This is a genomic window from Mycobacterium yunnanensis (assembly GCF_025823185.1).
GTDB lineage: Bacteria > Actinomycetota > Actinomycetes > Mycobacteriales > Mycobacteriaceae > Mycobacterium > Mycobacterium yunnanensis.
Genome location: NZ_JACKVK010000005.1, coordinates 91,072 through 104,787 on the forward strand (window position 1 = coordinate 91,072; position 13,716 = coordinate 104,787).

At 67.8% G+C, this 13,716-nt stretch carries 14 protein-coding genes; 11 read left to right on the forward strand and 3 right to left on the reverse strand.

Features of this window, described 5'->3' with window-relative positions; translation table 11 throughout:
- Nucleotides 1–3: 3 nt before the first annotated feature.
- Genes H7K45_RS07610 through H7K45_RS07625 form a run of 4 tightly spaced genes read left to right on the forward strand, consistent with a single transcriptional unit; the run spans nucleotide 4 to nucleotide 2,970 of the window.
- Complete coding sequence (locus H7K45_RS07610) at nucleotides 4–486, forward strand: SRPBCC family protein (protein ID WP_263995181.1); 483 nt, start codon at nucleotides 4–6, stop codon at nucleotides 484–486.
- The gene (locus tag H7K45_RS07615; protein ID WP_263995182.1) at nucleotides 476–2,077 is read left to right on the forward strand and encodes a phytoene desaturase family protein; all 1,602 of its coding nucleotides are present in this window, start codon (nucleotides 476–478) and stop codon (nucleotides 2,075–2,077) included. The genes H7K45_RS07610 and H7K45_RS07615 overlap by 11 nt, the downstream gene beginning before the upstream one ends.
- A gap of 42 nt (nucleotides 2,078–2,119) precedes the next feature.
- Complete coding sequence (locus H7K45_RS07620) at nucleotides 2,120–2,497, forward strand: malate dehydrogenase (protein ID WP_263995183.1); 378 nt, start codon at nucleotides 2,120–2,122, stop codon at nucleotides 2,495–2,497.
- 44 nt (nucleotides 2,498–2,541) lie between these two features.
- Nucleotides 2,542–2,970 (forward strand): pyridoxamine 5'-phosphate oxidase family protein, encoded by a 429-nt coding sequence (locus H7K45_RS07625; RefSeq protein WP_263995184.1) that lies wholly within the window; start codon nucleotides 2,542–2,544, stop codon nucleotides 2,968–2,970.
- Between the two features lie 39 nt (nucleotides 2,971–3,009).
- Here the strand turns inward: H7K45_RS07625 and H7K45_RS07630 are convergent, their stop codons facing one another.
- Complete coding sequence (locus tag H7K45_RS07630) at nucleotides 3,010–3,627, reverse strand: TetR/AcrR family transcriptional regulator (RefSeq protein ID WP_263995185.1); 618 nt, start codon at nucleotides 3,625–3,627, stop codon at nucleotides 3,010–3,012.
- A 99-nt stretch (nucleotides 3,628–3,726) separates the two neighbouring features.
- Here H7K45_RS07630 and H7K45_RS07635 point away from each other — a divergent pair, with 99 nt between their 5' ends.
- From H7K45_RS07635 to purU, 7 genes are all read left to right on the forward strand, one after another.
- On the forward strand, nucleotides 3,727–5,049 hold the full coding sequence (locus tag H7K45_RS07635) for a cytochrome P450 (protein ID WP_263995186.1): 1,323 nt from the start codon (nucleotides 3,727–3,729) through the stop codon (nucleotides 5,047–5,049).
- A 38-nt stretch (nucleotides 5,050–5,087) separates the two neighbouring features.
- Nucleotides 5,088–6,386, forward strand: a complete 1,299-nt coding sequence (locus tag H7K45_RS07640) for a PucR family transcriptional regulator (RefSeq protein ID WP_263995187.1) — start codon at nucleotides 5,088–5,090, stop codon at nucleotides 6,384–6,386.
- A gap of 110 nt (nucleotides 6,387–6,496) precedes the next feature.
- A complete protein-coding gene (locus tag H7K45_RS07645) occupies nucleotides 6,497–7,456 on the forward strand; it encodes a fumarylacetoacetate hydrolase family protein (protein WP_263995188.1) in 960 nt (319 codons plus the stop codon).
- An 11-nt stretch (nucleotides 7,457–7,467) separates the two neighbouring features.
- Nucleotides 7,468–8,085, forward strand: coding sequence for a VOC family protein (locus H7K45_RS07650; RefSeq protein WP_263995189.1), 618 nt, complete (start codon nucleotides 7,468–7,470; stop codon nucleotides 8,083–8,085).
- Nucleotides 8,086–8,088: 3 nt separating this feature from the next.
- Complete coding sequence (locus H7K45_RS07655; protein ID WP_263995190.1) at nucleotides 8,089–9,879, forward strand: FAD-dependent monooxygenase; 1,791 nt, start codon at nucleotides 8,089–8,091, stop codon at nucleotides 9,877–9,879.
- 132 nt (nucleotides 9,880–10,011) lie between these two features.
- The gene (locus H7K45_RS07660) at nucleotides 10,012–11,400 is read left to right on the forward strand and encodes an L-serine ammonia-lyase (RefSeq protein ID WP_263995191.1); all 1,389 of its coding nucleotides are present in this window, start codon (nucleotides 10,012–10,014) and stop codon (nucleotides 11,398–11,400) included.
- Between the two features lie 7 nt (nucleotides 11,401–11,407).
- Nucleotides 11,408–12,259 (forward strand): formyltetrahydrofolate deformylase, encoded by an 852-nt coding sequence (gene purU, locus H7K45_RS07665; protein WP_263995192.1) that lies wholly within the window; start codon nucleotides 11,408–11,410, stop codon nucleotides 12,257–12,259.
- Between the two features lie 6 nt (nucleotides 12,260–12,265).
- Here the strand turns inward: purU and H7K45_RS07670 are convergent, their stop codons facing one another.
- Together H7K45_RS07670 and H7K45_RS07675 are read right to left on the reverse strand one after the other, a co-directional pair.
- Nucleotides 12,266–12,895, reverse strand: a complete 630-nt coding sequence (locus H7K45_RS07670; RefSeq protein WP_263995639.1) for a GntR family transcriptional regulator — start codon at nucleotides 12,893–12,895, stop codon at nucleotides 12,266–12,268.
- A 139-nt stretch (nucleotides 12,896–13,034) separates the two neighbouring features.
- Nucleotides 13,035–13,697, reverse strand: coding sequence for a GntR family transcriptional regulator (locus tag H7K45_RS07675; protein ID WP_263995193.1), 663 nt, complete (start codon nucleotides 13,695–13,697; stop codon nucleotides 13,035–13,037).
- Between the last annotated feature and the right edge of the window lie 19 nt (nucleotides 13,698–13,716).

The following is a 13,716-nucleotide window of genomic DNA, read 5'->3' on the forward strand; positions in this document are numbered from 1 at the left end:
GAAATGACCGAGCCCTCAAGCGAAGTCGAGCGCGAGCTCAGCGTCAAGCGCGACACCACGACCAGTCGTCAGCGCGTGTGGGAGGTGCTGGCCGACGGCTGGACCTACTCTCAGTGGGTCGTGGGAAACAGTCGCATGCGTGCGGTCTCGCCGGATTGGCCGGCGGTGGGCAGCACCATCCACCACTCCGTCGGTGTCTGGCCGCTTCTGCTCAACGACCAGACCGAGGTGCTGGAGAGCGTGCCCCAAGAGCTCCTGGTGCTGCTGGCCAAGGGCAGACCCCTTGGCAAGGCGCGAATCACGCTGCGGCTCTTCGATCTCGACGGCGGTGGTTGCCGTATCGAGATGGCCGAAGTCCCGGTCGGCATGCCGATGGGGTGGGTGCCGGAGCGGGTGGCCCTGGCGGCCGCCGTGCCCCGAAACCGAGAGTGCACCTGGCGGTTGGCGGCCCTGGCCGAGCGGCGAGTCTCCGACGATGACCACTAGCGCCGACGCGACCGTCGACGCGGTGGTCATCGGTGCCGGGCACAACGGCCTGGTCTCTGCGGCGCTGCTCGCCGACGCCGGCTGGGACGTGCTCGTGCTCGAAGCGCAACCCCAACCGGGTGGCGCGGTCAAGAGCGCAGAGTTGACGCCGGGTTACGTCAGCGACCTGTACAGCGCCTTCTATCCGCTGTCGGTGGCCTCGCCGGCATTGCGCGACCTGGGGCTCGAGGACCACGGCCTGCGGTGGACCCACGCGCCTGCCGTCGTCGGGCATCCCCGCGACGCCACGGACACCGACGCACCCCTCATCCACCGCGACGTCGACCGCACCGCACGTGAATTGGACCGGCACCACGCCGGCGATGGCCAACGGTGGTGCGACCTGTTCGAGCAATGGCAGCGAATCAAGGGCCCCCTGCTCGACACGCTGTTCGCGCCGTTCCCACCCCTGCGAGGACCTCTCGGTCTGCTGCGCGGGCTGGGCACCGCTGAGGCGCTACGTCTGGCGCACCTGATGCTGCTGCCCGCCGGGGTGATGGCCGAGCAGTTGTTCGACGGCGACGCCGCTCGGCTGTTGCTGCTCGGCAACGCGATGCACGCCGACGTCCCCGTCGACGCCCCTGCCAGCGGGGTCATGGGGTTCCTGCTCATCATGATGGCGCAGGACGGCGGGTTTCCGGTACCGGTCGGCGGGGCCGGCCAACTGGCGGCGGCACTGGTCCGCCGGGCCGAGTCGGCTGGAGCGCGAGTCGAGTGCGGCCGGGCCGTCAGCTCGATCGAACTGAGCGGCGATCGCGCCACCGCGGTCCGCACCGCGGACGGCGCGACCATCAGATGCCGGCGGGCCGTCATCGCGGACACGTCGGCACCACAGCTCTACCAGCGCCTGTTGCCGGCCGACGCACTACCGGCGTCGATCCGTCGAGGTCTCGACCGATTCGTCTGGGACACACCGGTGTTGAAGGTCAACTACGCCCTCGACGCGAAGATCCCTTGGCGGTCGGCCGATCTCGCCGACGCCGGCACCGTTCACTTGGGCGCCGACCACGACGGTCTGATCCGGTGGATGGCCGACCTGAACACCCGCACCGTGCCGGAGAACCCGTTCATGCTGTTCGGGCAGATGACGACGGCCGACGCCACTCGCTCGGCGCCGGGTACCGAAAGCGCCTGGGCATATACCCATCTGCCGCGCGGGCGGGCTGACGACGAGTCCGCCGAGCGGCTCGCCGCGCGCGTCGACGACGTCCTCGAGCAGTACGCCCCGGGGTTCGCCGCGCACGTCGTCGGCAAGACGGTTCAGCGCCCGTCGGATCTCGAGGCCAGCGACGCCAACCTGTACACCGGCGCGGTCAACGGCGGCACCTCACAGTTGTTCCAGCAGCTCGTCTTTCGACCGGCACCAGGCTTTGGTCGGGCCGAGACCCCGCTGGAGAACGTGTTCCTCGGCAGCGCTGGCGCGTCACCCGGCGGCGGCGTGCACGGCGTGTGTGGGCGCAACGCGGCCCGCGCCGCCTTGGCAGCAGACGGCGCCACCGGCTGGCCGAGGCGGCGGCTCAACCGCGCGGTGACCCGTCTGTTGGTGCGATGACGAGAGCCGCATGATCTTCGACGGTCGGGGTAGCCGACGGCGATGACGACGAGCACCATCACCAGAATTCCTGATCTGGCCACGTCCCTTGGCGTCGCCAGCGCCATCCTCGGACTGTCCGAACTACTGGCGCCGCGCGGCGTCGCACGGCTCGCCGGCGTGGTGGACGGCGACGGCTCTCGCCGTGCCATCCAACTGTTGGGCGCCCGCGAATGCGGCCATGCTGCAGCCATCTTGCTCGTGTCGCGTCAGCTGGTCTGGACCAGAGTCGTCGGTGACGTGCTGGACGTGGGGTTGCTCGTGAAGGCGTTGACGTCCCCCGGCGCCAACCGTCGGCGCGGAGCTGCCGCGATGGGCTTCTTGTCCCTCATCGGCGCCGCCGACGCGTGGGCCACTCGTCGGCAACTTCGGCAAGGTTGATGACCCGGGAATAGTGTGCGCCAGTTCACGTGTTGCCCTCGACCATGAGGCCCTTCACGGATGACGAGCGAGAACGATTTCTGCGAGACGTGCGGGTTGGCGTGCTGTCGGTCGCGGCCGACAACGGCCGGCCGCCGGCCAGCGTCCCCATTTGGTATGACGTCACCGACGACGGGTTGATCCGCATCAACACGGGCGCCGGCTCACGCAAGGCCCGATTGATCGAGCAGGCGGGCGCCGTGACGTTGACGGTGCAGCGTGAAGAGCCGCCCTACCAGTACGTGGTCGTGGAGGGCACCGTCGTGGACACGGCGAACCCGGCGCCGCGTGACGTCCGCGAGGCCATCGCCATCCGGTACCTCGGCGATGAGGGGGGTCGCGCCTTCGTCGACGGCATGGGTGACGACGGCAGCGTGCTGTTCAGCGTGCGACCCGACCGCTGGATCACGGCGGACTTCTCCGACGGCGTGTAGCGCCAACGCCTTGAGGTGCGGCGACCGCGCTCCGCGACTCTAGGCCGAGGGGTTGATCAACGCGATGGCGCTGCGCACCGCCTCCTCGGTGACCGCGGCGAGAGGTGCGTCGTGCTCGACGGTGTGGGCAGTGAGTTCGCGCAGGCCGCCGATGAGAAGCACCGCCCGCGCGTGGGGCACGGGATCGATGCCGATGGACTTCAATTCCTCGGTGTCACTGAGTGTTTGGACGAGTCCGACGAATCTCTCCATGGCGACCCGCTGCAGGGAGCGCGCCGATGGACCCAGCGCTGGAACGTCACGGATCCAGGTCAGGGTGAGGTGGCGGCGACGCTCCGCCCAGTCGAACCAGGTCTCCACCGCTTGACGCACCTGAGTCTGCCATGACGCGAAGGGGTCGACCGAGGTAGCCACCGCGTCCAGGTTGGCGTCGTTGGTCTCGGTGAGCAGCGCGACGAGGCACGCCTCGCGATCGGTGAATTCGGCGTAGAACTTCGACTTGGAGGTCCTGGCTCGGCGGACGACGTCGGCCACCATCGTGTTCGAGTAGCCCACCTCGGCGATGCACTGGTCCATCGCCTCCAGGATGCGCCGTCGGTACGGCTCGGCATCCTTGGCCGGCGGCTGCGGCCGTGTGCGTTCGGTGACTGCGTCCACCCAAGATCCCTTCTGACCGTCCCATCGTAAGCGGCCACGCCCCGCACTGGTACACGTGTGTACTATTCTTTAGTACACGCATGTACCAAGGAGGACGACATGGCTGAGATCACCACCGATCCGGTGCGACTGCCGCCCGGCGTCGCGCTTCCGCGGATCGTCCAGGGCGCGGCCATGGTGATCGACCAACCCCGCGCGTTCGGATACGCCCGTCGCCGTTACGGCTCGACGTTCAGCGTGTCGGTACCACTGTTCGGCGACAGCGTCGTCGTGGGTGACCCCACTCTGATCAAGGAGTTGTTCACGGCCGGCGACCTGGTGCAGACGATCACCAACCTCGGCGACGTCATCGGCCCCGGCTCGTCGTTCAGCCTGAACGGTGCACCGCACCTGGCCCGTCGCAAACTGCTGATGCCGCCCTTGCACGGCAAGCGGATGCACGTCTACGAGCAGATCATCACCGAGGAGGTCACCCGCGAACTGGCCGCCTGGCCGGTGGGGACGGAATTCGCCACCCTGCCGTCGATGATGCGCATCACCCTCAACGCGATTCTGCGCGCGGTGTTCGGCGCCGACGGTCCCGAACTCGACGCGCTGCGAGAACTGCTCCCGCCCGCGGTGCTTCTGGCCTCTAAGCTGACCGTGCTGCCGGCCGGGTTGCGCCGGGACGTCGGACGTTGGAGTCCGGGAGGCCGGTTGGAACGGATGCGTCGCGAATGCGACGACGTCATCGGCCGACTCATTCGACGCGCCCGTGCCGCGCCTGATCTGGACGACCGCACCGACGTGCTGTCGATGCTCGTCGCCGCCCGCGACGAGGACGGGCAGCCGATCCCGGACGACCACGTGATCGACGAGCTGCAGACGCTGCTGGCCGCCGGGCACGAAACGACGGCCACCACTTTGGCGTGGGCCGTGGAACGGCTACGTCGCCACCCCCAGGTGCTGTCCGACTTGGTCGCCGAGGTAGACGCGGGCGGGTCGGAGCTGCTGCAAGCGGTGATCTGGGAGGTCCAGCGAAGCCGACCCGTCATCCCCGGCGTTCTGCGGGTGACGACGGGTCGCACCCGACTGGGCGAATGGGTTCTGCCAGAAGGACACACCGTCATCGCCAGCATCGCCCTGTCGCATGCCTCGTCGGAGAACTACCGCGACCCGGAACGCTTCGATCCCACCCGTTTCCTCAACGCCAAACCTGACACCAGTGCGTGGATTCCGTACGGCGGAGGGCTGCGTCGGTGCGTCGGTGCGGCCTTCGCCAACACCGAGATGCTCATTGCCTTGCGCGAGATCGTGCGGACCTACACCCTCGAGCCGACCGCGACGCCCGACGAGCCACGGAAGTCGCGGGGAATCGCCAACGCACCAGGGGACGGCGGCATCGCGGTGGTTCATCCGCGCCGCGCCAGCGCTGCCGGCTGACGCGGGGTTTGCGACGTCGTCGACGGGGGACTGAGCCAATGGCACGCCCGTGGTTCACGGCGCTGGAACCGACGGAATGCGGCGCTCGGCTGGGTGATTCGGTACTCCTCGACCGCGCGCACGCGCTGGCCGAACGATTGGGGGATGGGCCGGCAGGCTGGGCGGTCGACATGGGTGCACGAATGGCAACGGCCATCACCGCCGAGATTCCACAGCTGGCGGTGGACGCCGTCGCGACCGAGGTCCACAAGGGATGTGAGGCGGTGGCGCTGGGCGCGCTCGCCGCACTCGCCCACGACGACGACGTCACCTTCGGGGCGATGACCGAGGTGCTCGCCGGGCCGACGGAGGTAGTGGCGCGCGGCATCGGCATCGAACACATGTTGCGCAGCATCCACGTCGCCCACGCCACGGCCGCCAGCGCGCTGCTCGACGTGGCCGAGCGAGTGGTGCCCGAGCCGCAGCGCTTTGGTGAGATGCGGCGCATCAACCAGGTGCTGTTCGGCATCGTCGACGTCGTGACCGAGCGCATGGCTGCGGAATACTCCCGCGCTCAACAGGAATGGTTGACCAGTTCGATCGCGCTGCGCACGGAGATCGTGGAGGACCTGCTGAGCGGTACTGCCGTACCGACCGAACGAGCGACCCGCATCCTCGGTTACGATCTGACCCGCTGGCACCTGGCCGTCGTCGTCTGGACCGACGCCTCCACACCTGCCGAGCCCGCTCATCTCACGACCGCTGCCGCCGAGATGCTTTCGGCCGCAGGATGTTCGGCGACACTCCTCCTCCCCGTGGGCGCTCACCGCGTGTGGGCATGGGGTTCACGAACGCTGCAACCGCCAGACGTGGTCGCCCCGGTGACACCGCCCGTTCCCGGCGTGTGCGTGGCGATCGGCATGGCCGGTGCCGGCGTCGACGGGTTCCGCGACAGCCACCGGCAGGCAGCCGACGCGGCCCGCGTGGGAGCGCTGTCCACTCGGACCACCCGGTCGTTTCGGTACGAGGACCTCGACCTCGTCGCGATGCTGAGCACCAACCTGCGTGCCGCCCGGGAGTTCGTCGCGCGTGAACTCGGCGACCTGGCCGTCGACTCCGAGTCCGTGGCCACGATGCGGCGCACCCTGAAGTGCTATCTGGACCGTGAGCGGAGTCTGGCCCGTAGTGCCGCCGACCTCAGCATCGCCCGCAACACCGTGGCCTACCGGGTGCAACGCGCCGAGCAACTTCGCGGGCGACCCGCATCCGAACGGCGCCTCCAACTGCACGCCGCCCTCGCCCTCGCCGAGGAACTAGGAGACGCGGTCCTCACGACCCCGGCGCCGTCCTTGGACTGAAGCCCAATCACGACGGGATGATTCTGCACCGTGGTCCAGGCGGCGGTGAGTCGACACGCAGTTGACTAGGAACCGAGCTCGCCGAGCGGCGAGCAGATGCGGAGAACCCGGTGGTCGTCCATCTCGTCCGGTATGAGCTCGACGAACGAGCCTGGTGGGGTGTGCTCGACGGCGATGTCATCTCGCCACTGAGCGGGTACTACCCGCACACCGCCGACCTCATCGAACGCGGGCACGACGATTGGACGGCCGCGGCGGCGACACCCGGTTCGGTGCCCCTTGCCGATGTCGAGCCGCTCTCACCGGTGACCACGCCGTGTCGGGTGATGTGTCAGGGCGCCAACTACCGCCAGCACGCCATCGAGTCCGGCATGAACCCCGACGAGCGCGCCTTCAACCTGTTCTTCGACAAGACCGACGCCGCCGTCACTGGACCCGAGTCCCCGGTGACCCGCCCCGCGCACGTCACCCTGCTCGACTACGAGATCGAGCTGGCGCTGGTCCTGCGCCGCACGGTCGACGCGCCGACCACGATCACCGTGGAGAACCTGCACGAGTACGTCTTCGGCGTCACGGTCGCCAACGACCTGTCCGCACGCGACGTCCAACTGCCGCAAGGACAATTCCTCAAGGGCAAGAGCTACCGCGGATTCTGCCCACTTGGGCCCGTTCTGGCGGTGCTGGAACCCGACGACTTCGGCCTTCTCGACGATCTGGAGCTGCGACTGGACGTCAACGGATCGCTGCGGCAGACCGACAACACGGCCAACATGCTCTACCGGCCTGCCGAGACGCTGACCGAGCTGACGGAGTTCTGCAACATCAGCCCCGGCGACGTACTGCTCACCGGGACACCGCACGGAATCGTGGCGGGCTCGCCGCCCGCGGTGATCCGCCGCTTGGCCACCGCACTGCTACCCGAGCACAAGCTGTGGGCTGCGTTCGTGAAGCTCAACCAGCGCAAGCCCTATCTCAAGCCCGGCGACGTCGTCACCGCCTCGATCCGCAATGCCGCCGGGACCCTCGATCTGGGCACCCAGCGCACCACCATCGTCGCCCCGACCACCTAGGAAGGACCGCCATGAGCGCCACACCCGATCGGCTCGTTCCCGACTTCATCGCCCACTGGGTGGTCAAGACCGCCCGCAGCGCGGAGATGATCGACTGGTACGGACACGTCTTCGGCGCCCGAGTCGTCCACGAAGACAACCAGATCGCGTTTCTGACCTGGGACCACGAGAGCCACCGGCTGGCGCTGGTCAAGCTCCCTCCGCCGCTGCGCTACGCCTTCCCGCTGTCGCGGTGGCGCCGAAAGACCTACGGCATCGATCATCTTGCCTTCACCTTCACCTCGGTGGCGAGGCTGCTGTTGACTTACGAACGGCTCGCCGGGGTCGGCATCAGACCCGTCTGGTCCATCAACCACGGACCGACGACCAGCCTCTACTACGAAGACCCCGAGGGCATCCGGCTGGAGTTCCAGACCGAGAACCATCCCACCGCGCAGAAGACGGCCGAGTACTTCGGCAGCGACGCGTTCAGCGAGAATCCGATCGGCACCAACATCGACCCCGACTATCTCCTCGAACGACTCCGTGCGGGCACGGAGCCAGCCGATTTGCTCAAGCCGGGGGCTGGCGTTCGGCCCGGAACGAAACCCAAGTCGAACAAGCGCACCATCACGTGGAAGACGTTGTGACACATGCTCCCCGAGCCCGTCGTCATCGTGGGCGCCGGCGCCGCAGGTTCGACTCTGGCCCTGCTGCTGGCCCGCTACGACATCCCCACCACGGTCGTCGAACGACGCACCGACCCGCGCCTGCATCCGGCCGCGCACGTCGTCAACGCCCGCACGTTGGAGATCTGGAACCAGGCCTCGCCCAGGCTGGGGCAAGCCCTGGCGTCGCTCACCCCGCCGATCGACACGGTGAACATCATCCGGTGGTGCACCGACGTGCGTGCACAGCCGATCGGCGAGATCGACCTGCTCTCCCAGCCAGAGCGACTCGACGAAGTCCGTTCGCACAGCCCCTATCTCATCTCCCACATCGGACAGCATCTGCTCATGCCGACCCTGTGGGAAGCCCTCGACGACGAACCCCTGGTCGACTTCCGGCGGGGGTGGCGCGCCGACATGACCGGGGAGACGGTGACACTGCGCGCGCCGAAGTCGGAGCCGGTGGTGGTCTCACCCAAATACGTCATCGCAGCAGACGGCGCCAACAGCACGTTGCGTGAGGCTGCCGGCATCACCATGGCGGGCCCCGTCTTGGCCAACATGGGCAGCGTCTTCTTCCACGCCCCGGGGCTCTATCTCGACGGGGCTGACCGGCCGCTGCTGAGCTGGATCTACCATCCGCGCTTCAGCGGGGTGATGATCGCCCACGCGGACGACGACTACGTCCTGATGACCCCCTACTTGCACGAGGCCCAACTGATCGCGCGCGACGGCCGGCAATTTTGGAATGGCGTCCTGCCCACAGTGATCGGTTCCACCCATTACGAGATCCGGTCCACCGGAACGTGGACCATGACCAAGCAGACCGCGGACCGATTTCGCCGCGGACCGCTGTTGCTCATCGGCGACGCGGCGCACCGATTCCCGCACACCGGCGGATTCGGGCTCAACAGTGGGGTCCAGGACGCGCACAATCTGGCGTGGAAGCTCGCCGCCGTGCTGCGGGCCGGCGCATCGGACACGTTGCTGGACACCTACGAGATCGAACGGCGGCCGGTCATCGAACGGTTCGCCCAGCAGAGCACCCACAACCACTTCACTCTCGACGAGGTCACCGAACCACTGGGCATCACCAACCGGTCGCTGCACCAGGCGACCGAGCTCGTGGGCAGGCTGCCGCTGGACGGGGTGCCCGACCGGTGGATCGCCAAGGTCGCCGACCTCCTCACCTTCGCTCAGACGGCTCGAACGAAGCGACTGCTGCGCGACACTGCCCGCAGCCGTCGACTGCGCCAGCGCATGGCCGAGGCGATCCCCAGCCAAGAGGAGCACTTCGTGGCCAGCGGGCTCGAGTTCGGCTATGCCTATTCGGGCCCGCTGATCGACGGCGTCGAAGGCGACTGTCCCGACGGAGACGTCTCGTTCTATCGACCGACCACCCATCCGGGCAGCCGATTCCCGCACGCGTACATCCTCGACGCGGACGGAGCGGAGGTGTCAACCCATGACGCGATCGCCCGAACCGGTCTCACCCTGTTCACCGCCGACCCTGAGAACTGGGGCACGCACGTGGCCGGTCAGCCGGTGACGGTACCGCTGACGGTGGTCGCGTTGACCGCGGCCGACGAGGACGCGGAAGCGTCGACGATTGAACTCTTCGAGGTCGGTGAACGCGGAGCCGTGGTGGTGCGACCCGATGGCCACGTGGTGTGGCGCACCGACGAAGACGCGTCCGCGGTGACGCGACTTCACGACTTCCTCCGCCACGCCTGGGACACGACCTACCCGCAGCTGCGCGACGACGCCAGCGCTTGACCGTGACCGGCGACCGGACCTACCGTAGGGAGCGCATTAATATATCAACTGATGATCAGCTAGGCGGCCGTGCGATCGTGCTGCTGCCGGGTGACCTCAGGACGCACATCCTGCAGCGGGAGGGGCCGGCTCGTGACGATCAGCGTGTTCGAACTGTTTTCGATCGGCATCGGTCCGTCGAGTTCGCACACCGTCGGGCCGATGCGCGCCGCCGCCAGATTCGTCGCCGACCTGCAAACCCTTGGCGCTCTGACCGCCACGGCCGACGTCCGAGTAGACCTCTACGGGTCGCTGGCCGCCACCGGCGCCGGCCACGGGACCATGACCGCCGTCCTGCTGGGACTCCAAGGCCTCCTTCCCGAAGAACTTCAGACCGAGGAGATGGAGCGCCGCGTCGACGCGATGCGCTCGACCGGTCGGGTCTCGCTGGGCGGGTCCCACGACGTCGCACTGACTGAAGACGACATCGTCCTGCGCCCCCTGACGATGTTGCCGTTCCACCCCAACGGCATGACCATCACCGCGCGCGACGCGAGCGGCGGGGAGCTTCACCGCGAGACCTACTTCTCGGTGGGCGGCGGCTTCGTCGTGACCGAAGCAGAGAGCCTCGAGCCGGTGTCAAGCCATGCCCATCCGCACCCGCTGACATTTGGGTCGGCCAAACAACTCCTCGAGCTGTGTCGCGAGAAGTCCTGCAAGATCAGCGATCTCATGTTCGAGATCGAATGCGCCGCTCGACCGGCAGAAGAGGTTCGCCAACGCCTGCTCCACATCCGCGACGTCATGGTGGAGTGCGAGCAGCGCGGGGTCGCACGCGACGGAAACCTGCCAGGAGCGCTTCGAGTCCGCCGTCGAGCCAAGGACTGGTACGAGCGACTCAAGGACGAAGACCCCGACCGCCGTCCCGAATTCGCCGAGGACTGGGTCAACTTGGTGGCCCTGGCCGTCAACGAGGAGAACGCCTCCGGCGGCCGCATCGTCACCGCACCGACCAACGGGGCCGCCGGGATCGTGCCTGCCGTGCTGCACTACGCCATGAACTACACCCCCGCGGGTCGGCGGGATCGCGACCAGACCACGGTCGGCTTCCTCCTCGCCGCAGGCGCGATTGGTTCGCTCTACAAGGAACGCGCCTCGATCTCCGGTGCCGAAGTGGGCTGCCAGGGCGAGGTCGGCTCGGCAGCGTCGATGGCCGCCGCGGGCTTGGCCGAAACCCTCGGCGGCACACCGGAACAGGTCGAGAATGCCGCCGAGATTGCGATGGAGCACAGCCTGGGGTTGACGTGCGATCCGATCGACGGTCTGGTTCAGATTCCGTGCATCGAGCGCAACGCGATCTCGGCCGGCAAGGCAATCAACGCGGCCCGCATGGCCCTGCGCGGCGACGGGACCCACCGGGTCAGCCTCGACCAGGTCATCGAGACGATGCGGACCACCGGCGCCGACATGCACTCGAAGTACAAGGAGACCTCCACCGGAGGTCTCGCCGTCAACGTCCCCGTGAACTACGTCGAATGCTGAGCCCACCATGACCCAGAACATCACCCTGACGCTCAGCTGTCCGGATCGACCGGGCATCGTCCACGCGGTGACCTCGTTCCTGTTCTCGCGACACTGCGACATCGCCGAGCACCAGCAGTTCGACGACACCGTCAGCCAGGCGTTCTTCCTTCGGACCACGTTCGTGTGCGGACCCGAGGTCACCAACGTCGCAGATCTGACCGAGCAATTCGACCCGCTCGCACGCAGTTTCGGGATGACCTACCGCTTCGACGGTGGTGTGCCACCGCGGGTGATCGTCATGGTGTCGAAGATGGGCCACTGCCTCAACGACCTGATCTTCCGGTGGCGCGCCGGCACCCTCGGCGGGGAACTGGTCGCCGTGGTCTCCAATCACGAGGTGCTACGCCCGATGGCGGAGGCGGCCGGTCTGCCGTTCGTCCACGTGCCCGTCACTCCGACGACCAAGCCGGCTGCCGAGGCCCAGCTGCTGGCGTTGGTCGACGAGTACGACGCCGATCTGGTCGTGCTGGCCCGCTACATGCAGGTGTTGTCCAACGAGACCTGTTCGGCCCTGAAGGGCCGCGCGATCAACATCCACCACTCGTTCCTGCCTGGGTTCAAGGGCGCCAAGCCGTACCACCAGGCCTACGACCGCGGTGTGAAGTTCGTTGGCGCGACGGCACATTACGTGACGCCCGATCTCGACGAGGGTCCGATCATCGAACAAGAGGTCATCCGCATCGACCACTCCTACGACCCCGCGCGCCTGGCCACGGTCGGTCAGGACGCCGAAGCGCTCGCCCTCTCCAGGGCGGTGCGGTGGCACTGCGAGAACCGCGTGATGCTGCACGGGCACCGCACCGTCGTGTTCAGCTGACCGCGGTCAGACGATCGCGCGGACCGACTTCTCGAATCCCATGACGTGTTCGAGGGTGACCGCTGCGGCAGTGTCCGCATCGCCGGCGGCGATGGCCCGCAACAGGTTCGTGTGTTCCTCGACGTGATCGGCCACCGAGGGCAACCGGTCGAGGAAGAGGCAGTAGATGCGGGTGGCGAGGTTGTAGTAGCGCACCAGAACGTCTTCGAGGTGGGGGTTGCCCGCGGCCCGATAGATCGCGCGGTGCACCTTGTGGTCCCACCGCATCAGCTCGGTGCGGTCGACGTCGACTGCGTCGAGCGCGTGAGTGTCGTCAGCCAGGCGCGCGAGGTGCTCCCTGGTGGCGGAACTCGCGACCTCGGCGGCGGTCCGAGCCGCGACGGGTTCGAGGTTCACTCTGATCTGCGAGATGTGCCGCAGATCGGCCACGTCGACTCCCGTGGAGAACGTGCCGCGGCGCGGGTAGGACACGACGAGCCGGTCGGCCTCCAACCGCTTGAGCGCTTCCCGCACGGGGGTCCGGCCGAACTGCAGTTCGGCGGACAGTTCGCTCTCCACGATCGCCTCGCCGGGGCGGATGTCGAGCATGATCAGCTTGTCGCGGATGGCGAGGTAGGCGCGATCCGCGAAGGACATGCCCTCCGGGTCGGCCTCGAGTTCGTCTAGACCAATGCTCACGGTCACGATCCTCCCGACGACGACGTCATGCACCCGGCAACCGATCCGACCGTGCCGCGTCGATGATATATCAGTAGCCGGACCGCCTGGTCAGGCCTCAGAGCAGGGCGCGAACGGCCGCCTCGAAACCCGCGACGTGGGCCAGCGTGAGGTCGGCCGCGGCCGTTTCGTCTCCCGCCACGATCGCGTCGAGGAGTGCGACGTGCTCGCGCACGTGGTGGGCGACGTTGGGCAGACGGTCCAAGAACAGACACCAGATGCGCGTGGCGTGTCCGTCCAAGGTGATCAGAATCCGTTCGAGATGCGGATTGCCCGATGCGCGGTAGATCTCCCGGTGTACGTGCACGTCGCGGCGCAGCACCTCTCGAGGGTCGTCGCCGTCGCCGATGTCGGCGATGCTGCGCGCCAACGCCTCCAGCCGCACGCGGGCACCGGTCGACGCCGTGCGCGCGGCCCTGGCCGCCGCGGTGGGCTCGAGCTGCTTGCGGATCTCGGAGATGTCGGCGAGGTCCGTCATGTCGACGGCCGTCGCGAAGGTGCCTCGCCGCGGGTACGCGACGACGAGCCGGTCGCGCTCGAGCTGCTTGACGGCTTCCCGCACGGGAGTGCGGCCGACACCAAGCTCGGCGGCGAGCCGGTCGTCGTTGATGGGTTCGCCGGGACGGATGTCGAGCATCACGAGGCGTTCACGAATCAGTTCGTAGGCCCTGTCGGCGCCACGTTCGGCACCGACGTCGACCGGTTGGTCCGCCAGGGTCATCGACGACCTCTCGGTTGAT